The 26,305-nt window shown below is 36.7% G+C and carries 32 protein-coding genes; 17 read left to right on the plus strand and 15 right to left on the minus strand.

Annotated features, from left to right (window positions below; translation table 11 throughout):
• Positions 1–162 precede the first annotated feature (162 nt).
• A complete protein-coding gene (locus tag CQ046_RS12360) occupies positions 163–651 on the plus strand; it encodes a response regulator transcription factor (protein WP_228406941.1) in 489 nt (162 codons plus the stop codon).
• A 363-nt stretch (positions 652–1,014) separates the two neighbouring features.
• Here the strand turns inward: CQ046_RS12360 and CQ046_RS12365 are convergent, their stop codons facing one another.
• The 6 genes from CQ046_RS12365 to CQ046_RS12390 all read right to left on the minus strand — a co-directional run bounded on the left by CQ046_RS12365 (position 1,015) and on the right by CQ046_RS12390 (position 6,425).
• Positions 1,015–2,526, minus strand: a complete 1,512-nt coding sequence (locus CQ046_RS12365) for a carboxypeptidase-like regulatory domain-containing protein (protein ID WP_105702542.1) — start codon at positions 2,524–2,526, stop codon at positions 1,015–1,017.
• A gap of 11 nt (positions 2,527–2,537) precedes the next feature.
• On the minus strand, positions 2,538–3,902 hold the full coding sequence (locus CQ046_RS12370; protein ID WP_105702543.1) for a CsgG/HfaB family protein: 1,365 nt from the start codon (positions 3,900–3,902) through the stop codon (positions 2,538–2,540).
• A 24-nt stretch (positions 3,903–3,926) separates the two neighbouring features.
• On the minus strand, positions 3,927–4,337 hold the full coding sequence (locus tag CQ046_RS12375; protein WP_105702646.1) for a curli production assembly/transport component CsgF: 411 nt from the start codon (positions 4,335–4,337) through the stop codon (positions 3,927–3,929).
• A gap of 11 nt (positions 4,338–4,348) precedes the next feature.
• Positions 4,349–5,083: a curli production assembly/transport protein CsgE gene (locus CQ046_RS12380; protein ID WP_228406942.1), complete on the minus strand. Its 735-nt coding sequence runs from the start codon at positions 5,081–5,083 to the stop codon at positions 4,349–4,351.
• Positions 5,084–5,090: 7 nt separating this feature from the next.
• A complete protein-coding gene (locus tag CQ046_RS12385) occupies positions 5,091–5,489 on the minus strand; it encodes a hypothetical protein (RefSeq protein ID WP_105702544.1) in 399 nt (132 codons plus the stop codon).
• Between the two features lie 117 nt (positions 5,490–5,606).
• Positions 5,607–6,425, minus strand: a complete 819-nt coding sequence (locus tag CQ046_RS12390; protein ID WP_105702545.1) for a hypothetical protein — start codon at positions 6,423–6,425, stop codon at positions 5,607–5,609.
• Between the two features lie 513 nt (positions 6,426–6,938).
• On the opposite strand from CQ046_RS12390, the gene CQ046_RS12395 reads away from it, so the two are divergent.
• The 6 genes from CQ046_RS12395 to CQ046_RS12420 all read left to right on the plus strand — a co-directional run bounded on the left by CQ046_RS12395 (position 6,939) and on the right by CQ046_RS12420 (position 12,095).
• Positions 6,939–7,568 carry an NUDIX hydrolase gene (locus tag CQ046_RS12395; RefSeq protein WP_105702546.1) on the plus strand — a complete coding sequence of 210 codons (630 nt, stop codon included), beginning with the start codon at positions 6,939–6,941 and terminating at the stop codon, positions 7,566–7,568.
• 27 nt (positions 7,569–7,595) lie between these two features.
• Positions 7,596–8,402, plus strand: coding sequence for a lysophospholipid acyltransferase family protein (locus tag CQ046_RS12400; protein WP_047373745.1), 807 nt, complete (start codon positions 7,596–7,598; stop codon positions 8,400–8,402).
• A 16-nt stretch (positions 8,403–8,418) separates the two neighbouring features.
• Complete coding sequence (locus CQ046_RS12405; RefSeq protein WP_105702547.1) at positions 8,419–8,856, plus strand: hypothetical protein; 438 nt, start codon at positions 8,419–8,421, stop codon at positions 8,854–8,856.
• A gap of 6 nt (positions 8,857–8,862) precedes the next feature.
• Positions 8,863–10,200, plus strand: coding sequence for a UDP-N-acetylmuramate--L-alanine ligase (locus CQ046_RS12410; protein WP_105702548.1), 1,338 nt, complete (start codon positions 8,863–8,865; stop codon positions 10,198–10,200).
• Positions 10,201–10,503: 303 nt separating this feature from the next.
• Entirely contained in the window at positions 10,504–11,292 is a 789-nt protein-coding gene (locus CQ046_RS12415; protein ID WP_105702549.1) for a C-type lectin domain-containing protein, read from the plus strand.
• Positions 11,293–11,303: 11 nt separating this feature from the next.
• Entirely contained in the window at positions 11,304–12,095 is a 792-nt protein-coding gene (locus CQ046_RS12420; RefSeq protein WP_105702550.1) for a C-type lectin domain-containing protein, read from the plus strand.
• Between the two features lie 55 nt (positions 12,096–12,150).
• Here the strand turns inward: CQ046_RS12420 and CQ046_RS12425 are convergent, their stop codons facing one another.
• On the minus strand, positions 12,151–12,762 hold the full coding sequence (locus tag CQ046_RS12425; protein WP_105702648.1) for a hypothetical protein: 612 nt from the start codon (positions 12,760–12,762) through the stop codon (positions 12,151–12,153).
• Positions 12,763–13,175: 413 nt separating this feature from the next.
• Between CQ046_RS12425 and CQ046_RS12430 the strand changes: the two genes are divergently transcribed.
• Positions 13,176–13,604 (plus strand): hypothetical protein, encoded by a 429-nt coding sequence (locus tag CQ046_RS12430; RefSeq protein ID WP_105702551.1) that lies wholly within the window; start codon positions 13,176–13,178, stop codon positions 13,602–13,604.
• Between the two features lie 114 nt (positions 13,605–13,718).
• Here CQ046_RS12430 and CQ046_RS12435 read toward each other — a convergent pair whose 3' ends face one another.
• The 3 genes from CQ046_RS12435 to CQ046_RS12445 all read right to left on the minus strand — a co-directional run bounded on the left by CQ046_RS12435 (position 13,719) and on the right by CQ046_RS12445 (position 16,555).
• Entirely contained in the window at positions 13,719–14,783 is a 1,065-nt protein-coding gene (locus tag CQ046_RS12435) for an NAD(P)H-dependent flavin oxidoreductase (protein ID WP_105702552.1), read from the minus strand.
• An 88-nt stretch (positions 14,784–14,871) separates the two neighbouring features.
• Positions 14,872–15,576 (minus strand): DNA alkylation repair protein, encoded by a 705-nt coding sequence (locus CQ046_RS12440; RefSeq protein WP_105702553.1) that lies wholly within the window; start codon positions 15,574–15,576, stop codon positions 14,872–14,874.
• Between the two features lie 103 nt (positions 15,577–15,679).
• Positions 15,680–16,555, minus strand: a complete 876-nt coding sequence (locus CQ046_RS12445) for an aldo/keto reductase (RefSeq protein WP_105702554.1) — start codon at positions 16,553–16,555, stop codon at positions 15,680–15,682.
• Positions 16,556–16,839: 284 nt separating this feature from the next.
• Here CQ046_RS12445 and CQ046_RS12450 point away from each other — a divergent pair, with 284 nt between their 5' ends.
• Positions 16,840–17,274, plus strand: a complete 435-nt coding sequence (locus tag CQ046_RS12450) for a GNAT family N-acetyltransferase (protein ID WP_105702555.1) — start codon at positions 16,840–16,842, stop codon at positions 17,272–17,274.
• On the plus strand, positions 17,275–17,742 hold the full coding sequence (locus CQ046_RS12455) for a GNAT family N-acetyltransferase (RefSeq protein WP_105702556.1): 468 nt from the start codon (positions 17,275–17,277) through the stop codon (positions 17,740–17,742).
• Here CQ046_RS12455 and CQ046_RS12460 read toward each other — a convergent pair.
• A complete protein-coding gene (locus CQ046_RS12460; RefSeq protein ID WP_105702557.1) occupies positions 17,719–18,615 on the minus strand; it encodes a LysR family transcriptional regulator in 897 nt (298 codons plus the stop codon). The two genes, CQ046_RS12455 and CQ046_RS12460, sit on opposite strands and share 24 nt — an antisense overlap.
• Positions 18,616–18,655: 40 nt before the next feature.
• A complete protein-coding gene (locus tag CQ046_RS12465; RefSeq protein ID WP_105702558.1) occupies positions 18,656–19,402 on the minus strand; it encodes a metallophosphoesterase family protein in 747 nt (248 codons plus the stop codon).
• 391 nt (positions 19,403–19,793) lie between these two features.
• Here CQ046_RS12465 and CQ046_RS12470 point away from each other — a divergent pair, with 391 nt between their 5' ends.
• The 7 genes from CQ046_RS12470 (at position 19,794) to CQ046_RS12495 (ending at position 24,561) form a co-directional block, all read left to right on the plus strand.
• The gene (locus CQ046_RS12470) at positions 19,794–20,411 is read left to right on the plus strand and encodes an NAD(P)H-dependent oxidoreductase (protein WP_105702559.1); all 618 of its coding nucleotides are present in this window, start codon (positions 19,794–19,796) and stop codon (positions 20,409–20,411) included.
• A complete protein-coding gene (locus tag CQ046_RS12475; RefSeq protein WP_105702560.1) occupies positions 20,408–21,292 on the plus strand; it encodes an NAD-dependent epimerase/dehydratase family protein in 885 nt (294 codons plus the stop codon). The genes CQ046_RS12470 and CQ046_RS12475 overlap by 4 nt, the downstream gene beginning before the upstream one ends.
• 2 nt (positions 21,293–21,294) lie before the next feature.
• A complete protein-coding gene (locus tag CQ046_RS12480; RefSeq protein ID WP_105702561.1) occupies positions 21,295–21,582 on the plus strand; it encodes a putative quinol monooxygenase in 288 nt (95 codons plus the stop codon).
• A 2-nt stretch (positions 21,583–21,584) separates the two neighbouring features.
• A complete protein-coding gene (locus CQ046_RS23880; protein ID WP_228406943.1) occupies positions 21,585–21,782 on the plus strand; it encodes a hypothetical protein in 198 nt (65 codons plus the stop codon).
• A 57-nt stretch (positions 21,783–21,839) separates the two neighbouring features.
• Positions 21,840–22,337 (plus strand): type 1 glutamine amidotransferase domain-containing protein, encoded by a 498-nt coding sequence (locus CQ046_RS12485; protein WP_228406944.1) that lies wholly within the window; start codon positions 21,840–21,842, stop codon positions 22,335–22,337.
• A gap of 162 nt (positions 22,338–22,499) precedes the next feature.
• A complete protein-coding gene (locus CQ046_RS12490; RefSeq protein WP_105702649.1) occupies positions 22,500–23,483 on the plus strand; it encodes an aldo/keto reductase in 984 nt (327 codons plus the stop codon).
• A 109-nt stretch (positions 23,484–23,592) separates the two neighbouring features.
• Positions 23,593–24,561: a cyclase family protein gene (locus CQ046_RS12495; protein ID WP_105702562.1), complete on the plus strand. Its 969-nt coding sequence runs from the start codon at positions 23,593–23,595 to the stop codon at positions 24,559–24,561.
• Between the two features lie 213 nt (positions 24,562–24,774).
• On the opposite strand, the gene CQ046_RS12500 is transcribed toward CQ046_RS12495, so the two are convergent.
• From CQ046_RS12500 to CQ046_RS12510, 3 genes are all read right to left on the minus strand, one after another.
• Entirely contained in the window at positions 24,775–25,218 is a 444-nt protein-coding gene (locus tag CQ046_RS12500) for a carboxymuconolactone decarboxylase family protein (RefSeq protein ID WP_105702563.1), read from the minus strand.
• A gap of 4 nt (positions 25,219–25,222) precedes the next feature.
• Positions 25,223–25,657 (minus strand): DoxX family protein, encoded by a 435-nt coding sequence (locus CQ046_RS12505; protein ID WP_165790511.1) that lies wholly within the window; start codon positions 25,655–25,657, stop codon positions 25,223–25,225.
• 63 nt (positions 25,658–25,720) lie between these two features.
• A complete protein-coding gene (locus tag CQ046_RS12510) occupies positions 25,721–26,293 on the minus strand; it encodes a Crp/Fnr family transcriptional regulator (protein ID WP_105702564.1) in 573 nt (190 codons plus the stop codon).
• Positions 26,294–26,305 lie beyond the last annotated feature (12 nt).

The following is a 26,305-nucleotide window of genomic DNA, read 5'->3' on the forward strand; positions in this document are numbered from 1 at the left end:
TAGAAGAACTATGGCATTTTGGACAATCCATTTTTTTTATTCCAAAAATATAAAATCTATTTTATTTTAACAATACCTAATATTTTTAGTACCATTGACATTTGTAATTCTTTAGAACCCCTCACCAAACGTTTAAAAGATCAGCCTCCGGAAATGCTAATCATGAGTTCCAATATGCTGATGCTAACGGAACTCTGCAAGCTTACAGAAAATATTATTTCTGAACATCGAAATATGAAAATCATTATCATAGGAAGTTCTTATGATGTGATCGATATCCGGAAACTTTTCAATAAAGGCATCAAAGGTTATCTTGACAAAAATTGTACGTATGATGAATTCCTGAAGTCTATCAATATTTTACTCCTTAACGAGATCTACATCTGTGATCATGCAAAGGAAAAAATGATCAGCTTTATCAGTAGTGAACAGGAAAAACCCAACCCTCATATCAGAGAGCCTCTTACCCGCCGCGAAATGGAAATCCTAAAACTTATATGCGACGGAAACAGCAGTAAAGATATCTCTGAAAAACTTTTTATAAGTATCAATACGGTAGAAACACATCGAAAAAGAATTCTTTTAAAACTCAATGCCAAAAACTCAGTCGGAATTGTAAAATATGCTATTGAGAATCATATCATCGACTGAAATTCTTCCATGAACAACTCGAAAAAATTCCAAACTTTACAGTTTGGAATTTTTTTGTCTGCATTTGGTCTTGTGACTCAGAATGGGACAGACAACTCATTAATAAATTTTATTTTAAGGCTGGAAGTGAGATAAAGAGATTGAAAACCGGGCAACTAAAAACTATATTGCTTAGACCTTATTATTTCATTTGCAAACAACCCGAATTTCCAATCTCCTGTTCACCACTGGAACTTTAACCTTAAAACCTGGACTTTATATTAGTAATAATCATTTCTCAGGTAAAGCCCATCATTAAATTAAATGTCAATGAAAATGATAAACAACATTAAACTAAAAACATTAAACTTTGAATCTTGAACCTTATTCATAATCCGGCATTTCTCCGTTACTGAAAAGTGTAGTATGCGTAAGATCTGTCAGACTACTCGATAGGTCAATTACCATCACGTTTCTTTGCGAAATATTATCATTGGAAGTATTCATAAAAATGATCTGAGCATTATTAGGTGAGAACCTTGGATCAAGATCATTGGTTCCCATTACTTTTTCGCTTTCAGCAGAAATATCACTTACAACATCAGTAACCATATTATAGATAAAGATGTGGGAATCCAGCTGACGGTAATTTCCACTTCCATCCAGATATCCTGAAATATCGCGGGTAAAGAGAAGAAGCTGTCCGTCTACAGAGAAATTCAAACCACCGCTCGCTCCGACAGAACCGGACAATATGGTTTTAAGAACACTTCCCATCATATCTATTACATAGATTTTGGTATTATATCCATTATAATCATTGGTTTTCAATGCGATCTTGCTTCCATCATAACTCCAGTCGCATTCGGAAATCAAGCTTCCATCCGGAGTGGTATACACCAGACTCAGACCGCTTCCGTCTTTATTGATTCTGTACAGTTTATTAAAGTTAGAATAAATAATCTCTTTACCGTTGGTACTCCAGGAAAAATCCATTTCATAGTTATTAAAGCCTGCTACGGGAACCGTTGTTACTTTAAAAGGATTGGAACCATCAGGATTAGCGGTATAAATATGGGTACTTCCGCCTTCTGTACGAAGAAATGCTATGAGACCTGCATTATTATTTTTACGTGGCCGCCAGCTGTTGTAGGAGGAATTGGTAAACTGGAAGTTATTTCCCTGATCATCACTGGAGACGATAACGAAGTTTCCATTTTGCTTTTGGGTATAATGATACCTGTTGGCAGGAACAGTATTGGTGGTAAATTTACTGATAGAGCTTAAAACTGGCTGGTGAATGCCGTCCGAAACAGACACCTGCCAGAAGTAACTTACACCAAACTTCAGATTTGAAAGCGTATAGTGGTTAGCTGTCAAATCATTAACCTGAATCACATTAGTGTCAAGATTATTTTTAATTGTCAAACTGTATTTTAAAACATCCGCTGTATCCGGATCTGTTGCGCTCCAGGTTAATTCGACGCTCAAAGGTTGATTTACTGCGTTATCTATCGGACTTAGCAACTGTGGTGTAGTGGGAGGAGAGTTCAATGAAGTATCATCATCCATCTCAAAAACTACCGTTACCACCTGATTTTCATTTTGTATATTAACTGACTGAAAGCTTGTGATATATCCTGAAATTTCTGCTTTCACAGAATAATTCCCCACCGGCATGGCATCGATTTGAAATGAACCGTCTGTGCCACTGAAAACCGTCTGTGTCGTAGGATTAGTGAAAATTTTCACATTAGGAATCGGCACATTACTGCCTCTTTTTACGACTTTCCCTTTTAACGTTCCTGTTTGAGCCTGTTCTACAAGGTCTTCATTGCATGAAAACAGACAAAAAGCAAAGATGAATATGCTGAGTATTTTAATTAAAGTTTTCATAATTCGTGTTTTTATTTGTTTCCGAAGTAAAAATTGATTCCTATACCAAAGCGTAAAGCCTGATCTTTTCTTTTTCCAGTGACAAGGCCTTCCCAATCATCTTTGAAGCCCATATCATATTGAGCAGAAGCCCTTAATGAAAAATTCTTGCTGATCATATATTCCAGCCCGCCTCCTAACTGTGCTTTATATTGAGGTTTGTATTTTGAATACATTGCTCCTGCTCCACCATATATATAGGGACTGAATCTGTATTTTGGAAAAAGTATATATTCCAGGTTCACTTCGGGACCATAATAGTTTCTTTTCACAATATTTGAATTTTCAAGAGTAAAATAATTACCATTTATTTCTACGTTCAGATAAGGAGTCAGGAAATATTTGAATCCCACTTTTCCTCCTACGTTCATTTTAGGACCTACATAATCATCTCTGACTTTCTGTCCCTCAACATTAGCAAACATGGAAAATTTCTGTCTGTAGTTTTCAGGATATCTGCCACCTACTACTCTTCCATCATTTTGATCCTGTTCTTTATTATAATCATTGATTAAAGTTTGGTAGGGTCCGTTAGGGTCTACCGCTTTCCCCCAAATCTTATCCCTAATTCCTTCTACGATAAGAGATTTCACAGCCTTTTCGATAGCTTCGGTTACCGCAAGCTGTACGGGCTCATTTTGAGTGAGACCTACCTCAGCTTCAAGAAGTCTTTCCGTATCAATATATCTGAAAAAACTTCCGTTTACGCTTGTTGAAAGGATTGTTTTAGAGGTATAAACTGTTTTAAGAATCTCTCCATTGAGAGTAGAAACAGCACGAAGGTAAATGGTAATTCTGTCCTGACGATACTGTGTGGAAGCTCCGATACCGAAATATCTGGCTCCCAGCCCTCCTGTAAGAATATTACTATCATAGGAAATGACACCGCCTTCAAGAAGAATTCCGGCGTATAAAAGAGGGGGAAGTGCCTGGCTGTTTTTGTCAGCATCCTTTATATACTCCTGACGTGTGGAGCGGATGATTTGTCTTTCATTGAGAAGATTCGCAATATTTTCCCTTTCAATAGGGATAAACCAATGGCTGTCTTCCAGTGCTTTGATGAGAATAGTAGTGGTTCCTTGGGGAACTGCCGTACTCCAGTTGTTTCCGTTTTCGGAGGGTTTGTACTGGCCGGTCTGGTCTCTGAATTTGTAGACTCCTATTACAATCTTCTCTTTAGGAAGCGGGAGATTTTTCAATTCTGCGGTAGAAGAGGTAACCTCTCCCATCGTTGGTTTTTCGGGATCCGAAGGTAAACCAAATATTGAACTACAAGCCTGCAGAACGCATAGCAGGAAACTACAGAAAAAGATTCTGGTGTAAGTGTAGGTTGTCATGGTAAGTTTATTTTTAGTTATTTCCTATTTCGGAATTACGATCTCGGACTGATCGCCATTGCTGGTATCCAAAATATTGATTAAAAGTCCCTGATTAGTATTGGTAATTTGTAAATAAAGTGATCCAAAAAGATAATTTCCGGGCTTTATATTTCCATCACCAAACTGTTCATCAAACAGTTTTCTTGAAAGTTCACTGAGGATTTGTCTGTTGAGACTCTGGGTAAAACTGTCAAGAGAGTTTACACGATCAAGCAAATTGCTGTAATCATTTTTTTCATCGAATGGGTTTTGTGCATTAGCAGAGCTTAAAAGCCACTGATAATTAAATGTATCTCCTCCGAAAGCCGGATTTACCGGTTTATAGACGAGCTGCTGAGATTTTCCGTAGAAAATACCCGCAATACATGTCAAAAAAATGATAAGGGTTTTCATGGCGGACATTTTTAGTAGATGAATTCATTTTTAATAAGGTTTTTCTTAGCGTTAAATTCCTTGATATATTTTAAGCTGTAGGCCAGCTGTTCTTTTAAATAATCTTCTGCCGGATTGGTCATAAAACTGTAAATGATTTTATCTTCCATCTGAATATTGATCTGACCGCTTGTTCCACGAAGAGGAAGTTCTGTAATGGTAACAGCGCTGCTGCTCTTATCCGGAAGCTGGCTGTACTGCATATAAAACAGATCATAAAAATCTTTTCCTACTTTGGTTTTGGTTTCATCAATAGTAAGACCTCTCAGTTCATACGCGGCATCCTCTTCTATCTTGGCTGTTTTCTTTTTAAAAAGATCACTGTTCAGTTCCAGACTATCTTTGGCGACCAGCTTTTGTGTTTCTTCATCCCTGATATAAAGGAAAGCTTTCAACGCATCTTTTGATTCAAGGTTTACACTGATCTCTGATAATATTTTGACTTCATTGGGGTTGACAGAAAATTTACCACTCTGCTGATTGTTTGAAAGATTCCCTCCGTTTCCTTTTTTAATAGAAACCAAAAGATAATTCAGTTCCTTATAAACGGTAGTATTGTTCATAACAATGGCTTTCAATATAATCTGATTTTCAAGGAGACTGCTCTCTATCCTGGCATTTACTTTTTTATCTTCCTGCCCATAACCCCATACAGACAGGAAGGCAAAAAAGGTACTCAGGCTAAGGGAATATAAAAGTTTCATCATTTGTGTTTTAATAGTTTCTCATGAAAACGGTTTTATTATCCCCTTTTACATTGATCTGAATTCCGTCCGAAATACTATTACTTCCGGTGACATCAATAATATTATTATTTCCCTGTGCAGTAACAGCAGCTTTTGTTTCTTTATCCGTGAATGAATTGATAAAATAGAGGGTATTAAAATCCCCCAGTTGTTTTACCACAATATTAGTTCGGGCGTTAAGAGAAAGCTCTGCATTATTATAGCCACCTATCTGAATGATATTGGAACCGTAAGAACTCTGATCAGTCTGCTGCCTGGCTATAAGATTAAAGATTGTATTACTGTTGACCTTATCCCAGTCTATCTCTTGTGCATGCAATCGCAGTAGTGCAAAAAGAGCGAAGGCACTCCATCTTAAAGTAAACATAGCCTATCTGGTTTTAATTACATCTATACAAATCATAGAAAATCGAAGGTAAAAAAAGGAGAAACACTGTAGTTTCTCCTTTACAATTTCTAAGATTTACAGTATGTGTTATAGGGCTTAATTGGATTGATTCACAATCATTGAGTTTCCGTTACCCATCTGAGTTCCTACGTGGATATGACCATCACCGCTTTGAGATACCCAGGTAAAGTTACCGTTACCCATTTGAAGGTCAATAGCTGTGTTAGCATCTCCTATCTGGAACTGATAAAGTTGGTTGGCATTACCTGCCTGTACTCCTACAGTAGTGTTATCATCACCTACCTGAACTGAAGCTGCTATATTACCGTTTCCTGCTTGTGCATGAGTAGCACTGTTATCATTACCATCCTGATATTGAACAAGAATATTGTTAGCACCTACCTGAACTCCAGTAGCATCATTTCTTCTTCCTAACTGAATCTGATATGCCTCATTTCCAAGACCTACCTGAAGAGCAGAAGCATCATTTCTTCTTCCGTCCTGATATTGAACGACTGAGTTTCCTAATCCGATCTGTACTGAAGAAGCATCATTTCTTCTTCCGATCTGAGTTTGTTCTGTAGAATTAAGTACTCCAAGCTGCCATGTTGAAGCAGAGTTTCTGTTACCCATCTGCATTACTTCATTTGAGTTTCCGATACCCACCTGATCCACATCTATAGAGTTTCTGTTTCCGATACTTTGTGCATTATTGACGTTTAAAATTCCAACCTGGTCAATATCTGCAGTATTACGATTCCCTGTTTGTGTAAGAGAATTGATGTTCAAAAGACCAGTCTGGTCTACAGTAGCAACATTTAAGTTTCCTGTTTGGGTAGTTACATCAATATTGAATTGTGCAAATCCGAAACTCATGGCGAATAGTGTAAGTACACCTGTAAGTAAATTTTTCATCTTAGTAAAAATTAATTGGTTAATAGTAAGGCAAAGGTAGCTTCTACATCAAAGTGAAAAACCACCATCAAAGTGTAAATTTCAAAAGTCACGGTTTATAGTTGGAGGGGTCACCAATTGCCGTCGTACAAATGTCATTGTTTTCAGTGACGGGAAAATACGGTAGTGAATTATTACCTAAAAGTAAGTCCGTAAACAGTGATATTAAATAGTTTACAAATACCACACATACTCATTATTTCACTTTTAGTACAGTATTAAAACATCACAATGGAGGGGTTTAAATTTCTTACCATCACTGCCCATTTTTACTCATCCGGGAAGCAAAACTGATGAATGAAATTAAAGATTAAAGTTTTTAAGGGTAAGGTTTTAAATTTTTATTCCTTGCTGGTGACGATGATCTATTTTTGAAGTACAGTTCATTACAACCATCTTCTACTCTTAATTTCTGCATAGGTTAATTAATGTTAAGGCATTTATTTCTTCAATATATATTGTTAAATTTGAGGTATGGAAAATTTTGGAAAAGATTTATTACGAAAAATAAAAAGCGTGGAACTTCCCGGTGAACATGCACATGGAGTATTCTCCCCTCCCTACCGACCCGTTTTTACTTATGAAGAAGTATTGGCAAAGAATCCCAAATTTGCAGCTGTCAATATTGTTCTCTATCTAAAAGATAACGAGTGGTATTTTCCATTGATTCAAAGAACGATTAATGAACACGACAGACACAGCGGGCAGATATCACTGCCTGGAGGAAAGCGTGAAGAAATGGACAGAGATTTTGCTGAAACCGCAGTTCGCGAAACCTCTGAAGAAATAGGAATAGATAAACATTATGTAAGGATCATCAGAGAGATGTCTCCTATTTATATTCCACCTAGCAATTTTTATGTATATCCTTATATCTCTTATACTAAAAAGGATCCTACCTTCGTTCTTCAGCAGACAGAAGCTGTGGAAACCATAGAATTTCCTATTACTTCCTTTCTAAACCTGTCCGACATCCCCGAACTCATGGCTTTGCCTGGCGCAAGCGGACATGAGGTTCCTGTGATCAATTTCAACGGATACATTATCTGGGGTGCTACAGCAATGATATTAAGTGAATTCAGCCAGTTGCTGAAAAAAATGTAACTTTGCACTACCGTGTTTAATTGAGAGATGGCGAAGAAAAATATTTTTACCGATGCATTCGGAACCCCTTATTTTTTGAAAAGGTTTATTATTTTTATTTTAGGAGTTGTATCATACAGACGATTCAACGGCTTTAATAAGTTAAAGATAACCGGTACAGAACACCTTGTGGATCTTCCGGACTCTAACGTGCTTTTTGTATCCAACCATCAAACCTATTTTGCAGATGTGGCAGCAATGTACCATGCTTTCTGTGCGGTGAACAATGGATATCTGAACACAATAAAAAACCCGATCTATCTGCTAAACCCTAAGATTGATTTTTACTACGTAGCAGCAGAAGAAACCATGAATAAAGGGATTCTTCCCAAGATTTTCAAAATTGCAGGAGCTGTAACAGTAAAAAGAACATGGAGAGCAGAAGGAAAGAATGTCAACAGAATGGTAGACATGAGTGAGGTAGATAATATTATGAAAGCATTGGACAATGGCTGGGTAGCTACTTTCCCTCAAGGAACTACATCAGCTTTTGCACAGGGACGAAGAGGAACTGCCAAATTGGTAAAAAATCAGCGTCCTATTGTAATTCCAATCAAAATAAACGGATTCAGAAGAGCTTTTGATAAAAAAGGACTCCGCGTAAAGGTAACCGGTGTAAAACCTACGATGGAATTCAAAGCTCCTTTGGATATTGATTACGATAATGAAAAAGCACCGGAAATTTTATTGAAAATCATGACTGCCATTGAGCAGACAGAAGATTTCAACCTATTACACAGTTATGATGAAGAACTTAAAGCTAAAAAATTAGAACAAAAGGACTCAAATAATTAAAGTAAATAGAAAAATTATGAACAAAATACTTGGAATATTATTCGCAATCATAGTATTAGTTTCATGCAACAGCCAAAAGGTATATTCGGATTTTGATATCAGCTATTCGAAAAGCGGAGGCTTTGCACCCGTATATGAAAACATGCTTATAAAAGGTAATAACATACACTACTCTTTTGAAGGGCAGGGCAAAAAATACAAACAGGATTTTAAAATTTCTGATGAAGATCTGAAAAAACTGGATCAGGTTCTTTCTCAGAATAATTTTAGAAGAATACAGGAAGACCGTAAAAAATTGTATGACAATATTTCAACTTCCATCAACATCAAGAAAGGTCCCAATGAAGGCAGTAAAACAGATGCCAGCCTGATTACTTCAAATTATCAGACCAATTGGAACAATATTCTTGAAGCTTTCCAGCAGATCATAAATACTAATGTTAAAAAACAGTAAATAGAATTGAAAACCCACTTCATTGCTATTGGCGGAAGCGCCATGCATAATCTTGCGATTGCATTAAAAGACAAAGGATATCAGGTAACAGGCTCTGATGACGCTATTTTCGAGCCTTCAAAATCCCGACTGGAAAAGAAAGGAATTCTGCCTCAGGAAATGGGCTGGTTCCCGGAAAAAATCACTCCGGATACTGATGCTGTTATTCTTGGAATGCATGCACATCAGGATAATCCTGAACTTGCAAGAGCAAAAGAGCTGGGCCTGAAAATATATTCTTATCCTGAATTTCTTTACGAACAGTCAAAAAATAAGACAAGAGTGGTTATCGCTGGATCACATGGTAAAACAACCATTACTTCAATGATTCTTCACGTACTGAACTTCCACCAAAAAGATGTAGATTTTATGGTAGGAGCTCAGCTTGAAGGTTTCGACTGTATGGTAAAACTGACTCAGGATAATGACTTCATGGTATTGGAAGGTGATGAATACCTTTCTTCCCCTATTGATCTTCGTTCGAAGTTTTTACTGTATCAGCCCAATATTGCTTTAATGAGTGGTATTGCATGGGATCATATCAATGTTTTCAAAACTTTTGATGATTATATTGAGCAGTTCAGAAAGTTTGTAGCAAGTATTACAGCAGGTGGAGTTTTGGTATATAATGAAGAAGATGCTGAAGTAGTAAAAGTAGTGGAAAATGCTGAAAACTATTTCAGAAAGATCCCTTATAAAACACCTGAATATGAAATCAACAACGGGAAAGTATATTTGAAAACCGAAATGGGAGATGTTCCACTTTCTGTTTTTGGAGCCCATAACCTGTTGAATATGGAAGGAGCAAGACATATCTGCCAGCAGCTTGGTATTATGGATGAAGATTTCTATGAAGCGATTATGAGCTTCAAAGGAGCATCTAAACGTCTTGAAAAAGTAGAAAGAGAAGATAAAGGAACTCTTTATAAAGATTTCGCTCACGCACCAAGTAAGGTGAAGGCTGCTGTAAAGGCTTTTGCAGAACAGTTTAAAAATGATAAAAAATACGGGTTCCTGGAACTTCATACGTATTCCAGCTTAAATCCGGCTTTCCTTGAGCAATATGACCACGCCATGGATGGTCTTGAAGAAGCTATCGTCTTTTATTCTGAAGATGCTTTGAAGATCAAGAGAATGGAACCTATTTCTCCGGAGTTTATCAAAGAAAAATTCAAAAACGAAAATTTAAGGGTTTTCACGAATGCTGAAGATCTTCATGCCTATTGGAATACACTTGATAAAACAGATGGTGTTTATCTGATGATGAGTTCCGGAAATTTCGGAGGTCTTGATTTAACTAAATAATGACCATCATCGCCAGTTTAGTTTAAAAATTTAATGTTCAGAAATACTTTTCAACATAATAAAAACTTCTTTCAAACGAAAGAAGTTTTTTATTTCCCAAATAAAACAAATTTTCAAAATAAATAAAATATGTTTTATTTATTTTATCATAAAATTATTATTAATGAAAAATATTTATCAATAAATAAACTAACATGTAAATATCGTTTTAAAACAATTGTTTAATTAGTTGATAATCAATAAATTGTGATTTATTATCGTAAAATATTTTTATATATTTGAGATGAATAAAAAAGCATAAAAATGAAAAAAGCTATCTTATTTATGGTTTTACCAGTAGCTATAAGTGCTCAGGTTGGGATCAATACAACTTCTCCTGCAAAAACACTTGATATCAATGGAGAATTACGAATCCGAACTTTGCCAGCTGGTGCAGCTGCTGATGACATCCTCTCAACGGATGCCTCTGGAAATGTAAGAAAGGTATCCAGAAGTGATCTTAGCAGCGGATCATCATCCGGTTTCAACAATACCATACTGGGATACGACCCAAAACCAGTAGCTACAAGGCCACAACCACCAGGTTCAGTACCAGGAGGAGGCACAGCCACTGAGCTTGGATGTAAGAAATGGTCTGGGAATAATCATACCTATTGTGCATATCAGCTTTCACAAGCTATTAACTGGTTCAATGCATTCAGTTTTGGAAAACAAATGGGCGGATATCTGGTGACCATGCCTAATGATGCAGAGAGAACGTGGGTAAATACCAATATTGTAGCTTCAGGAACGGGTTATAACCTAGCTAACAATGTATGGATTGGTTTTAATAAAATTCAGAGACCGGGAAATCCGGATCAGCTCCAATGGATTACCGGAGAAGAATTTAGAATCAACTGGTCTACCAATCCTGCCACTACAGAAAATTGGTTTAATCCCGGAGAGCCTAACAATTCAGGAGGAGTAGAGGGAGCAACCCATATATTTGCAGGCAGTGTAAATGCTGAAAGAAGATGGAATGATCTAAATGGAACATTGACTGCCAATTCCAGCATCTCCATGAACCAGCTTATTATTGAGTTTAATGAATAATAAAAGTACCTATGAAAAAATCAATTTTACTATTCATTATTCTTCCTTATCTTGCCTGTGCTCAGGTTGGAATTAATACAACCACTCCTACAAAGACACTAGACATTAATGGGGAATTACGAACCCGAACATTGCCACAAGGTGTTGCAGCTGATGACATACTTTCTACGGATGCCAATGGAAATGTAAGAAAGATTGCCAGAACCGATCTTAGTGGCGGAACAGCATCCGGGTTCAATAATTCTATATTAGGATATGATCCAAAACCAGTAGCTACAAGACCTCAACCACCGGGAGCAGTACCGGGAGGCGGTACAGCCAATGAACTGGGATGTAAAAAATGGACAGGAAATAATCATACCTATTGTGCTTATCAGCTTTCACAGGGGATTAACTGGTTCAATGCCTACAGCTTCGGAAAGCAAATGGGAGGTTATCTGGTGACGATGCCTAACGATGCGGAAAGGATCTGGGTTGCCACTAATATTGTAGCTTCGGAAACGGGTTATAATTTGGCTAATAATATATGGATTGGCTTTAATAAAATTCAGAGACCTGGAAATCCGGACAGGCTTCAATGGATTACCGGAGAAGAATTCAGAATGAACTGGTCTACCAACCCTGCCACCACAGAAAACTGGTTTGCTACGGGAGAACCAAATAATTCCGGGGGAACTGAAGGATCTACTCACATTTATAATACTACCGGAAACGCAGAAAGAAGATGGAATGATTTAAGTGGAAGTACCACAACTTTTACCGGATCAGCGATGAACCAGCTTATCATTGAATTCAGTGAATAAAAATAAAAAAGCTTCAGAAAAATAATCTGAAGCTTTTTTTATTGCATTTCCATTTCTAATCGTTCAATTTTTTGTTATTGGTCAGTTCAATACTTTTGATGGAGCCTACAGGTGCTATTTTTATTGTTTTATTTCCTTTAGCCAGATAGATATAATACATACTGTTGGATCCTATCACATAGACTTGCTCAGAATTTTCATCTCCATAGTTCAGTTTATAATCATATTTAAGCTTGTTTTCTCTTATTTTTCTTGTGAGTCCAATTCCTTCTCCCCAGCCTATTCCTACGAAGAAAGACAGTAGCATCATGGCAAGAAACCTTACAAACATATTGGTAAAATGATTTTCAATAGCCTCTTTAGTCATTGTTTCATGTTCCTTAAGAGATGCCATCTTCAGTGCCCACTTTTTATTTTTATTGGCCTGCTTTGACAAAAAAGAAGGAAAGGCAAATGAGAATACAATTATAATAATAAGGGCAATCAATATGACCGGATGAGACGTTAACGTTGCAATCGGGCTTATCAGAATATCCATGATTGTTGAGTATTTCAGAATATTAATATTGATCTGATAGTAAAAGACGCTTTCTTTTAATATTCCCATCACCACGAGAAACAGATAGCCGAACGGAAGTGATCTCTGAATTCCTTCTGAAAATTTCATGTATATTTTCGCTGATTTTAGTTTTATAATTGATTTACCAGATGTTTCTGAAAGAATTTTAATAAAAATAACTTCAACCCATCCAATAATCCTGATCACGAAAATATAAAATTACTATTAATTTTAAAACATATTAATGATATATATTTTTTCAAAAAAGCATAAAAATCAAACTTATCTGAGAGGCTTTTCATTGATTTTTTTAAAATCCAATTTAAATTCATTCAACAACATAATTAATATTTTCATTTTAACAAAGCAAAATATTCATAAACAGTTAAGCAATTAAACTAATGTCGTACATACATCATATCTAGCTTACATCTATGTAAGGTCTATGTAGGATCTCGTTTTATATCATCATTCCATAATATACATTACCTTCAGCCACACTAATTTAAATATTAATTTCAATGAAAAACAACACAAAAAAAAATTACAAAAAAATTATTTTTCTAATGATTATGGGTTTATTTGCAACATTTCTTTCGTGTAGCGATAGCGATCGTAACGATGAGCAGCCCCAACTTACAGATAAAGAGTGGTATTATAAGGTCGAGGTATCACAGGGCTCTACAATCACCAACATTCTTTATCAGAGCATTGTTCCCTCTCCTCCCTATTGGGATGATATTCCAGTTACAGATATAAATGGTACCTCATGGACAAGTCCAGTAAATAAAGTACGAGATAATGGAACAGGTCCTTCCCCAAAAATTAGAGTAAAGGCAACTGGATTAAGTGACCAATCTACTTTAAAGGTACAATTTTATCTCAATGGGGTTTTAAAAGCTGAAAAGAAGGATATTGGAAAGATACTTGATGTTTCTTTGGGCAATTAAATAAACTAAAATATCAATCCTTCTCAATATTGAAAGGGATTGGTATTATCACCTTATAAAGAAAAATCTTCAACCTCTTTCGTAATTTATATCAATTAAAACTATTATTATTTTTTAAGATACAGCTTCAGTTTGGCTAATAAGTTTTGCCAAAATTTCTTCTGTAGAAAGATCGCTGTACTGATGAATAGACTGCCCCACCCAGATCCCTACAAATTCTGGATTTCGCAGGTTCTTTGCTGCTTTACGCAATGCATTGGTCAGTTTATTCTGATAAGGATATGGTAAAATATATTCTGAATTTTCAACCTTTTCTATAAATTGATTTTTAATTCCTCTGGCATACCTTCCGGAGAAACTCTTTGTTAAAACAATCTCGTCTTCTTTTACTTTTTTAAGCCTTTCCTTTTCAAAAGGCAGTAAAGCACTTTCCTGAGAAGCCAATAAAAGATTGCCCACCTGAAAACCCTGAGCCCCCAGATCTTTAACAGCCTGCAATGTTTTTGCGTCATAAATTCCTCCTGCGTAAATCAAAGGCACTTTCACATGATCATAGATCTGTGACAGTAAAGACAACCCTCCGATTTGCGGAATATTCTCTGCTTCAAAACTTCCTCTGTGTCCTCCAGCTTCAATTCCCTGGGCACAAATGATATCAATGCCTGACTTTTCAAGCAGCAAAGCTTCTTTCACAGAAGTGCAGGTTCCTATAAGAATAACTCCGTTTTCCTTTAGTTTCCGAATACTTTGATCATCCAGGTTTCCAAACGTAAAACTTAGAATTTTACAGTTTTCTTCGATAACAGCATCTATCTGCGCATGATAAGTACTTACATTGATCTCTTCAAGATCCGGAAGATGTACTTCTATAGCATTTTCTTTTGCCAAATGCCCAATAAACTGCTTGGTTCTAGTATATCTTTCTTTTAAAGCATCTGTCACTTCCGGAATATCATGTACAAAAATATTGGCAGCGAAAGGTTTGTCTGTCCTCTTTTTCATTTCTCTGATCAATTCCACAGACTGATCTGCAGAAAGATCAGCCAGTGCCAGTGATCCGAGACAATCTGCTTTCGTTGCGGCAACAGCCATCTCTACGGTACTTACTCCAAACATCGGAGCCTGAATAAGAGGATATTGTATCCCTAGTTTTTTACTGATTGTATCTGGCCAAAACATAAGTGGTTCAAGGTTCAAGGTTTAAAGTTCAAGGTTTAGAGTTTGTGATTGGGAATAAACACCTATTGTGCATTGGATGAATCAGGGTCTATTTTTCCTTTCTGAGGTTTTTATAGTGCAATTTTGATTCCGGATCCAGTTTTTCTGTTGCATAAGAAAATGTAACAGCAGGCATGGTTTTCACATAGGTGTTGAGAAAATGCTGCAATTTCTTTTTGTCTTTTTTTCCGGCTTCCCGGATCCAGCTTCCTACGGCTTTATTTACCAATTCATTAGGATCATGAATAAGGATTTCCGCAATAGCAAAAGTATCCTCCACATCATTTTTTCTGATAAATGCATGTGTACAGACAATAGCTGTCCTTCTTTCCCATGGACTGTCGGAATAAGCGAGTTTATATAAAATATCTCTAGGTTTATCCATAAGATATTCTCCAATAACATTGCGTGCTGCCCTGTCTACAAAATCCCAGTTATTGAGACGGTCGTGACGGCTAAGATACAGATCAAAAAGAGCTTTCTTCTGTTCTTCAAACGTTTTTTTATTTCTTGCCTGAAAATCCATAATGCTCACCGCTCCCATTCTTACTTCATAAAAATCACTGTCAAGAAGCTTGTTGATCTCGTCTAAAGACATTTCCGAAAATTCCTTAGCCGTAGTAAAAACATCTCCAAATTTTACACCAAAGCTCTTGGTAACTCCATCATTTCCTTTGAAAAACTTATCAACTTTGCCAAGTTCTTTTTCGTTCTTAAACAATGTAAGTGTTTCTATGAATTCTTTTGCAGTCATGGGTTATTTTTTATTTAAAAATCCCACAGGTCTCACAATGACTCAGATTCATAATCTGTCAACCTGTGAAAGCTGCGGGAGTATTTTATTTTTAATTCTGAAATTAAATATCTGCTACGGAGTTTAGCATTTTTTGCTCCCATTCAGGATCTTTAGGATCAAAGAATAATCTTTTTCCTGTATCTAAAGAGCGAACAACGTTCATTTCATCCTCTGTAAGTTCAAAATCAAATACATTAAAGTTTTCCTCAATTCTGGATGGAGTTACAGATTTTGGAATCACCACAAATCCTTCCTGCAGGTGCCATCTCAGAATGACCTGCGCTACTGTTTTTCCGTATTTCTCTGCAATAGCTTTCAAGTCAGGGTTGCTTAAAAGATTCGCGTTACCGTTTCCTAGCGGGCTCCAAGGTTGTGTTACGATATTATTCTCTCTGTCATATACCTGCAATTCTTTCTGCTGGAATACAGGATGCAGCTCAATCTGATTAATCACCGGTAAAACAGTTGAATTGGCTTTCAACTCTTCCAGCTTCTCAACAGTAAAATTACACACTCCAATAGCTTTGATTTTCCCTTCATGATACAATTCTTCCAACGCTTTCCAAGTGCCCAGAAAATCTCCATACGGCCAGTGGACAAGATACATATCAAGATAATCCATCTGCAGTCTGTCTAATGTTCTCTGAAAAGCACTTTTCGTTTTTTCATATCCGTGATCCTGAACCCATACTTTTGATGTGATAAACAATTCATCTCTGTTTACTCCACTATTTTTAACTCCAGATCCTACTGCCGTTTCGTTCTGATAAATGGCAGCCGTATCAATAATTCTGTACCCTGTCTGAATCGCTTTGATTACCGCGTTTTCACATTCTTTCAGGTCTTCCATCTGCCACACTCCGAATCCTAAAGCCGGAATATCCACTCCGTTATTTAATGTTACCACAGGCTGCCCTGTATAGGTTTTCTTTTGCATAAGTCTTTATTTTAATGATTAATATAAAGTGATAAACAAATTTGCAACAAAAAATTGAAAATTCTGCCTACCAATTTTACTGTTTCTTCTAAAAACAACTGCTTTATAAGAGATTTAGGATAATCTTTAAACTACCCCGTCTTTTTGCTTTGCAAAAATCCACCCCTTCATGGAAGGGAAATGATTGTGGTCGATAAAACCTATCATGCCACTTCTAGCTTCTAACTTCCAGCATCTATCTTACTTCCTCAAATTTTCTTTATTTTTGTTCAAAATTAAAAATCATGTCACAAAATATCAGATTGGCTACAGCAGAGGATTATCCGAGAATGATGGAAATATGGGAATCCGCTGTAAAAGCAACACACGATTTTCTTGCCGAAGAGGATTTCAATTATTTCAAAGAAGCCATTCCAAGAGACTATCTTCCTCATCTGGAAGTGTATTTAATTACTGAAAATAATGAATCTAAAGGCTTTGCATCTGTAGCAGAAGGCAATCTGGAAATGCTTTTCATTCATAATGACACGCGTGGAAAAGGCTACGGAAAAACACTTTATCAGTTTATGAAAGAGAAAACCGGACTGACCAAAGTAGATGTGAATGAACAAAACCCTCAAGCCATCGGATTTTATGAAAAAATGGGTTTCAAAAAGACCGGAAGATCCGAGAAAGACGGTTCAGGAAAAGACTATCCACTTATTCATATGAGTCTGTAAATGGAAGATTTCACTTTCAATCTATTGCATTCTGATTCGGAAATTCCTTATCATTTATTATTGTTGGCAGATGAAACTAAAGAAGCAATCAATCAATATATTTTCAATTCTGACATTTATCTTTTACACAACAGTACTGAAAACATTGCCGTAATGGCATTGTATAAGAAAAGTACTACCGAACTGGAAATTAAAAATATTGCTGTGATTGAAAGCTACCGAAACAAAGGAATCGGAAGTATCCTAATGAATAAAGCAAAAGAAATTGCGAAAGAAAATCATTATAAAACACTGACTGTTGGAACCTCAGATACCGGTTTCCAACAGATCAGATTTTATGAGAAAAACGATTTCATCAAAAGTGGAATTCTGAAAGATTTCTTTATTGAAAATTATCCGGATCCTATTTATGAAAACGGTTTACAAATGAGAGATATGGTCTTATTAAGCCATCACCTTACGGAATAACCCTTTAATATGTTCAATTTCGGTTTGATAATTGGTTTTCTTACGGCATCCGAAATACAGGGTATTTTCAAACTTTTTCTTTCCTTCCCAGATGAGCTGAATATCACCGCTTTCAATATCATTCCTGCATAGAAAATCAGGAACAACAGCTAATCCTGTTCCCCCTTTGAGACAACGGATGATTGAGTTCATGTTGGGAACGATATAATTGGGGCGGAAATTAGGTTTATGTCCGAAATTCAATATCCAGTACTGGAAAAGATGCTCCATATCTCCGGTGGTTCCGTACCATTTTTCGTTTTTCAGCCATTCTTCAATCTGATCTGCATCTTTTGTTTTCAACACTTTATTGAAAGCTGTTTTATCTACACCTTTCCCTCCTACCAGGATGATCTGCTCCGAAGAGAATGCTTCATGTTCGATATTGGGTGAAGATCCTTTTTTCGGAGTAATGATTAGATCAAGAATTCCTTTGTCCAGCTGATCCAGCATTTCGGGGTATTCTCCAAAGCTGATAATCAGATTAAAAGGTAATGAAGAAACATACTGCTCCAAGGTGGTCTGAAATGTTTCAAAACACATCCCAACACTGATGGTTGGAGTATGCTTTTCTGTAGACTTTTGAAAGTTTTTCTCTACATCTTCCAGTTTGGTAATAGGCTCAGCCACTGCATTAAACAATACTTTCCCTCTTTCTGTAGGGATCATTTTTCTTCCCGTTCTGTCAAACAGCTTATATCCTACATAAGCTTCCAGAGAACTTAAATGCAAACTCACCCCGGGTTGTGATATGAATAGAGCATCTGCTGCACCTGTCAATGTCCCGGTTTTATAGATCGCCTTAAAAGTACGATACCATTCTAAATTAACCATGACTTAATTATTAATATTCTGATACAAAATTACAAAATAATTATAATATTAATGATGTTTCATTCTTCAGAAATGAAGCATAATAATCCGGAATATCACTTTCCTCAATTCCACGAATGGTTTCTTCAAGCGGATAAGATAATTGTACAATTTCAGGAGTAATTTTCTCTTCGTCTAAAGTCAGCACCAAATAAGAAGCCAGCCTGTTTTCTTCTTTAGAACGCCCCATGGAACCACAATTAATGGCCCATGTGTTATTTTCAAACTGTTTTTTAAAAGATAAATGGGTGTGTCCCATGACAATGACGTCAGATTGAGATTCTTTCAGCATTCTCATAAAAATCTCATCCTCTTCTGATTCATATAAATAGGTATCGTTACTTGATAAACTGGAATGAACCAACTGAATATCCCAGTGCTTCTTCCCTACTTTATAGTTTAATTTTAAATGAAAAGGCAGTTCTGATAAAAACTTTTTATTCTCCTTTGTAATATATTTTTTAGAATGATCTATTGCTATAAATCTTGCTTCAGTCTCTTCTTCAGAATGCTTTGATAGAGGAACAACAGGAATATCAAAAGCAATCCTTTCATCATGATTTCCCATTAAACAAAGAATATTCAGACTTCTTATTTTTTCAATCACTTCATTTCCCCAGGGTGCAAAATCTACCAGATCTCCCAAACAGAATTTCTGATGAATTCCTCTTGCTTCTATATCCTTCAACACAACTTCCAATGCAGGAAGATTCCCATGCACATCACTAAAAACAGCTATCTGTATCATTGTCCTTCAATTTGTTAAACAAATTTACATGACAGAAAGGAATTCCAGTTCAGAGAGAATATGATATTTTACCATGAAATGGGAAATGGTCAATAGTGAATGGTGAATTTTTGCTACGCAAAGTCAATTGTGAATGATTAATTACTTACAACCTCGAATCAAACAACCCGAACCTCAAACCTTAAACCTCAAATCTCATACCTCGCACAACGTACTCCAAAACGTCTAAAAAATTCACAAACGAAGCGGATTGACCATTGACCATTCACATATATAACCTTAAATCTCTCAAACTATCATTTAAATAATACTTTAATATAATTTATATTATTTTTATTATACAACAATCCATCCTAACTTTGCAGAGTAAAATTTAAACAATCATAAAAAAATGAAAAAAGTACTAATCATCAACGGTGGGCAAAATTTCGGACATTCCGGAGGAAAATATAATCAAACAATCGCGGAAAATACATTAACAGTTCTTAAAGAATTCGAGAACGTAGAGGTAAAGATCACGAATGTAAGTGAAAACTATGACAAAAATGAAGAAGTAGAAAAGTTTGTATGGGCAGATTATATCATTTATCATACTCCCATCTGGTGGTTCCAGCTTCCTAACGGACTTAAAAAATATATTGACGAAGTATTCACAGCGGGTCATGCCAAAGGAATTTATATGAGCGACGGAAGAAAAGCTGAGAATCCGGAAATCAACTATGGTACAGGAGGAATGCTTGGAGGAAGAAAGTATATGCTGACTACCAGCTGGAATGCTCCTGCAACAGCTTTCACGCTTCCCGGAGAATTTTTCAGTGAAAAAAGTGTGGATGAAGGTCCGTTATTTGGATTTCATAGAATGAATGCCTTTGTTTCATTAGAGAAAATGGAAAGCTTTCACTTCCATGATGTGGAAAAGAATGCCAATATAGAGCGTGATATGAAATTGTACAGAGCGCATGTAAGAAATGTATTTGAAAAAGAATTGAAACCGGAATTGGTATCATGAAAAAAATACTGATCACAGGTATTACCGGCTATATTGGCGGAACTATCGCAAAAAAACTCCTTGACAGGAATTATGAAGTGACAGGACTGGTTCGTAATGAAGCTCACGTTCAGGAACTGGAGTCATTGGGAATCAAAACCATTGTGGGAAATATTCATGATAAAGATCTTATCAGAACAGCAGTTTCCGGTGTAGATGCGATTATCCATAATGCAGATTCTGCGGATGATGCTTATGCAGCAGATAACTTTATCAAAGCTCTGGAAGGAAGTCATAAAACGTTTATATTTACTTCAGGATCAGCTATTTTTGGAGGAAAAGAGAATGGTAGAAAAAGTGATTTTATCTTCAGAGAAGATTTCCCATTGCAGCCAAGACTGGAGATGGCATCAAGAGTTCTTATCAACAATCATGTACTGCACTCTGCAAACAAAGGCATAAGAAGCATTGTTATTGTTCCTACCATGGTTTATGGAGAAGGTTTAGGAATAAAAAAAGACAGCATTCAAATCCCTGCTCTTATCAACTTCTCTAAGGAAAAAGGACATGGAGTGTATTTTGGTGAAGGTGAAAATATCTGGTCTAATTTGCATATTGAAGACCTGGCAGACTTGTATGTACTTGCATTGGAAAAAGCAAAAGGAGGTTCTATTTATTATGCTGAAAACGGTTCATCTTCTTTAAAAAATATAGCAGAAAACATCAGTAAAAAATACAGTTTAAAACCTGCAAAGTCATTAAGTATTCAGGAAGCAGTTGATAAATTCGGTCCTGCAGGAGGTTATTTCGGCTTTGCGTCTAGCAGCAGATGCAGTTCGGATAAAGCCAGAGCAGAACTGGAATGGAAACCTATCTATAACTCAATTGAAAATTTTATTTAATTATGAAAATTCATCTTATAGCGATTATAAAAGCAAAAGAAGAACATCAGACAGAAGTCCTGGAAGTTCTTCAGAATATGGTAAAAGAAACAAGAAAAGAAGAAGCTTGTGAGCTTTACAGCCTGCATCAGGGTATTGAAAACAAAAATGAATTTGTTTTCTACGAAATCTGGAAAAGCGAGGAAGGACTGGCTCAACACAATCAACAGCCTTACATTCAGGCTTTCGGTGCCCTGGTAGATGAGAAGCTTCAGGAAAAACCACAGATTTATCTTACCCATATCATTTAATTATGAAAAAACTAGCGTTGTTAATGCTTGCAGTCTTTATGATAGGATTCGTTCAGGCTCAAACCAAAAAATCAAAGAATATGAAAAAGAAAATTTTATTCGTCGTAACCAGCCATGATAAGAAAGGCAGTACAGGTGAAGATACAGGATATTATCTGGGTGAAGTTTCTCACCCTTGGGAAGTTCTTCACAAAGCATGATATGAAATTGACTTTGTAAGCCCGAAAGGAGGAACTCCTCCGGTAGACGGCTTCGATTTGAAAGATCCTGTCAACAAAGAGTTTTGGGAAAATAAAGAATATAAAAACAAGATTGATCATTCTATGACTCCATCTCAGGTTAACCCAAAAGAATACTCAACCATTTTTTATGCAGGAGGACACGGAGCGATGTGGGATTTTGCAGACAATAAAGAACTGGCAGATATTACTTCTGAAATTTATGAAAACGGTGGGATTGTAGCCGCTGTATGTCATGGCCCTGCAGGTTTGGTGAATGTCAAACTGAATAACGGGAAATATCTTGTAGACGGTAAAAAAATCAATGCTTTTACCAATGAAGAGGAATCTGAGGTAAAGTTAACAAACGTTGTCCCTTTCCTACTGGAAGATAAACTGAAAGAAAGAGGCGCAAAATTTGAAAAATCCGGGCTTTGGCAGAATCATGTGGTAACCGATCAGAGAGTGATCACAGGACAGAATCCACAGTCAGCAAAAAGCGTTGGGGAAGCTGTCGTAAAAGAATTAAATAAATAACAGACAATTTTTAACCACAGAAGTCACGACAGCTTTCAGACACTTAAATTCTTAAAAGTGTCACCATTGAAACAGCGAGAATTCCCCTCCTCCGGAAGGGTGGCGAAAATTCAAAGAATTTTTGACGGGGTGGTTTACAACAACAATTTTAAAACAAACAAAATGGAATATAGAAAATTAGGAAATACTGATTTGGAATTATCAACCATCACACACGGTGCTTTTGCTATCGGTGGAAACATGTGGGGCGGTAATGAAAAACAGGATTCTATCAATTCTATTCATGCTTCACTGGATCACGGGGTAACTTCTATCGACACAGCACCATTCTATGGTTTCGGACTGAGTGAAGAAATGATTGGTGAAGCCATCAAAGGAAAAGACCGTTCAAAAATCCAGCTTTTAACAAAATTCGGATTGGTTTGGGACGGAAGCAATAATGGCAAAGGAGAATTTTTCTTTGATGCAGAAGACGAAGGAAAAACCATTCCGGTTTACAAACTGGCTTCTAAAGAAAACATCATCAAAGAAGTTGAAGAAAGTTTAAAAAGATTAGGAACAGACTATATCGATCTTTTACAGCTTCACTGGCCGGACAGCACAACACCTATCTCCGAAACTATGGAAGCTATGGAGTTATTGATCCAGCAGGGAAAAGTTCGTGCTGCAGGAGTAAGTAACTACAGTGTGGCTCAAATGGAAGAAGCCAACAGAACTTTAAAGCTTGCCAGCAACCAGGTTTCTTACAGTATGCTGAACCGTGCGATCGAAAATGATCTTGTTCCTTATTCTTTGGAAAACAATACGGGAATCATCGTCTACAGCCCTATGGAAAGAGGTCTTTTAACCGGTAAATATTTCAAGGAAACCCAATTGAAAGATAACGACCACAGAAACGGATATTTCTCTCAGTTTGATTTGAATAAGGTAAAAACTTTCTTAGAAAAAATAGAACCTATCGCTCAGGAAAAAGGAGTAAGCCTTTCTCAACTGGTATTAAGATGGACTACGCTGCAACCGGCTATTACAGTAGTATTGGCAGGTGCAAGAAATGCACAACAGGCCATCGAAAACACAAAGGCAATGTCTATTGATCTTTCACAGGAAGAATTGAACTTCATCAATTCAGCGTTGAGCGAAATTTAATGTAAAGGCTGGAAGCTGGAAGAAGGAGGCTGCAAATACAATAAGTCTTCAATAACTTCCCTCTCCCTGCTTCTCGCTTTCCTCCCCTACCCCCCAAATCTTTTTAAAAATGAAAAATAATCTGATCAAAATGTTCGGGTTAGCCACTCTATTGACTATTAACAGTATTAGTTTAAGTGCTCAGACCCTCGTCAATCCGGAAGACAAATCATGGTATCCTTCTGCTTACGGTGCGCAAGATGAGATTGGAGCCGCCAATCTGTTAACCCCCGAAGTTGTAAAACAGGCTTTAGGACTGGTAAAACAAGGCAAAACATTAGCACTTGCTGTTCCTATGGATAAAAATCTGCCTGCTTTCAGACACAGAAGTTTCAATTTATATAATATTCAACCGGGAGAACAGGGTGGAAAAAGCATAGGTTCTAATAAATTCACCTTCAATGACGAGTTAGTAAACGGATGGACCGGAGTGGGAACACAATTGAACGGCATCGGGCACATTGGTATTGACAACACCTACTACAACGGAAATAAAGCTACAGATTTTGTAACCGTGGAAGGCGTAAAAAAACTGGGTGTTGAAAAAGTACCTCCTTTCGTTACCCGCGGTGTCGTCCTTGATATGACTACTCATTATGGAAAATCAATCGTACCCGGAGGAACAGAATTTACGGTGGAAGACATCAAATCTGTTTTAAAGAAACAAGGACTTACTCTAAGAAAAGGTGATATTGTTCTTTTTAATACCGGATGGCTTGAATTAATTGGTAAAAATAACCAACAATTTCTGGAAACAGAGCCCGGAATCGGTATGGATGCCGCAAAATGGCTTGCCGATCAGGGAATCGTAGCTTTTGGTGGTGACACCTGGGCTTCCGAAGTATATCCTAACCCAAAAAGTAAAGAAGAATTCCCCATCAACCAGTTTATGCTGGCTAAAAAAGGAATTTATAACCTGGAGCTGATTGACAGCCGTCCTTTGGTGAAACAAAAAGTATGGGAGTTCTTATTTGTGCTGGGACAGCCTTTGTATGTAGGTTCTACGCAGGTGAATGTAAATCCTGTGGCTATTTATTAATTAAAAAGCAGAGTAACAAAGTAATTCCGGTTAAAAAATAAAGCTAACCTTAGAATTTATTTTAGAATTAATACCCAAACTATGCTACACTGTCACTTTGAATCTTGAACCCAAACGGCCTTTCAAAAAAATTGAAAGGCTGTTTTTAAATAAAGTAAACATCCGTAGATGATGCAGTCTTCATCAACTTCCATCTTCCATCTCCCCGCGCCATTATTTTGCAATCGGAAGATGAGTACTTACTGCAATTCTGTTCCAGGCATTGATGGTAATAATCGCCATAATGATCTGAGCAATCTGGTTATCGTCAAAGAAAGACTTCGCTTTTTGATACGTTTCTTCCGTTAATCCTTTATCGCTGATCAGTGTAATTTCTTCTGTCATTGCCAATAGCACCTGCTCTTCTTCAGTGAAAAATTCTTTTGCTTCTGTCCATCCGTTCAGAATAAAAATTCTTTGAGGACTTTCTCCGTATTTGATGGCATCTTTGGTGTGCATATCAAGGCAGAACGCACATTTATTGATCTGGGAAGCTCTGATTTTAATCAGTTCCTTCTGAATGTGTGTTAAAGAAATAGTTTGTAAATACCCTTCCAATCCCAGCATGGCTTTGTATGCTGCTGAATCTACTGTTGCAATATTTAATCTTGCGCTCATAATATTATATTTTTTTGGTTAATTGATCTATACTAAAAGAATAACGTTGCTGTACCGCCAGTAAAAGAGCGGCTGCACTTCCCACCCACACAGAATAGTTCAGTGGAGCTTTTGGCCCTGATGCAATGGTCATGGATATGGCAAAAATCAACATTAAGATACTGCTTCCATAGGCTGCCAACTTTGTTTTAAATCCAAAAATCAGCATCAAAGGAAAAAGGATTTCTAAAAAAGTAGCGGCATACGCTGAAACCGTACTTAACGCTTCCGGAAGGAAAAATGTCAGTGTTCTTGTATATTCTTTAAAACGCTCCATGTTTCCCCATGATGAATTTTCTTTGCTCCACCACCCAAATCGGTCTGCCACTGCAGAAAGCATTGTAACGGCAAGAGCCAGTCTTAAAAAAAGTTGCGGAAATTGATTTTTATTATCTGTCATTGCATTAGCTTTTAATCACATGACAAATTTCCGGTTTCTGGTTCGTAAAAATCTTAAACTGGTTTAAGATCGTAATTTTGCTCTGATTTCACTCAGATATTCCGGAGTAAGATTCAAAAACGAAGCAATCAGATATTGAGGAATTCTCTGGATAAACCAAGGATATAATGTGCTGAAATGCATATAAAGCTCTTCCCTGGACATTTCATACAAATAACGGATTCTCCTTTCCGAAGCTGCATAAGCTCTTTGATAGATCATCCGGAAATACCTTTCCATTACAGGATGTTTTTTTAATAATTCTTCCTGACGCTCCAGATCAATCACCAAAATAGAAGAATGTTCTACAGCCTGTATAGAAAAATCCGTTGGAATCTGTCTTTCATAAGCAAATGTATCCGTTATCCACCAGTTTTCAATGGCAAATTCTGTGGTTTGCTCCACTCCTTTCTCGTTGATGAAGAATTTTCTCAGACATCCTTTCACCACAAAATACATCGTCCGGCAGATCTCTCCTTCCAGCACCAGATTCTGTTTCTTTTTCACATCAAGAACCTGAAAAAAAGACGCAATAGAAGCATATTCCTCGTCAGTTACAATAATAAATTTGTTTAAATGTGATTTGAATGAGTCCATTGTAAGAATTAA

Origin of the sequence: Chryseobacterium sp. MYb7 (assembly GCF_002979455.1) — a bacterium.
GTDB lineage: Bacteria > Bacteroidota > Bacteroidia > Flavobacteriales > Weeksellaceae > Chryseobacterium.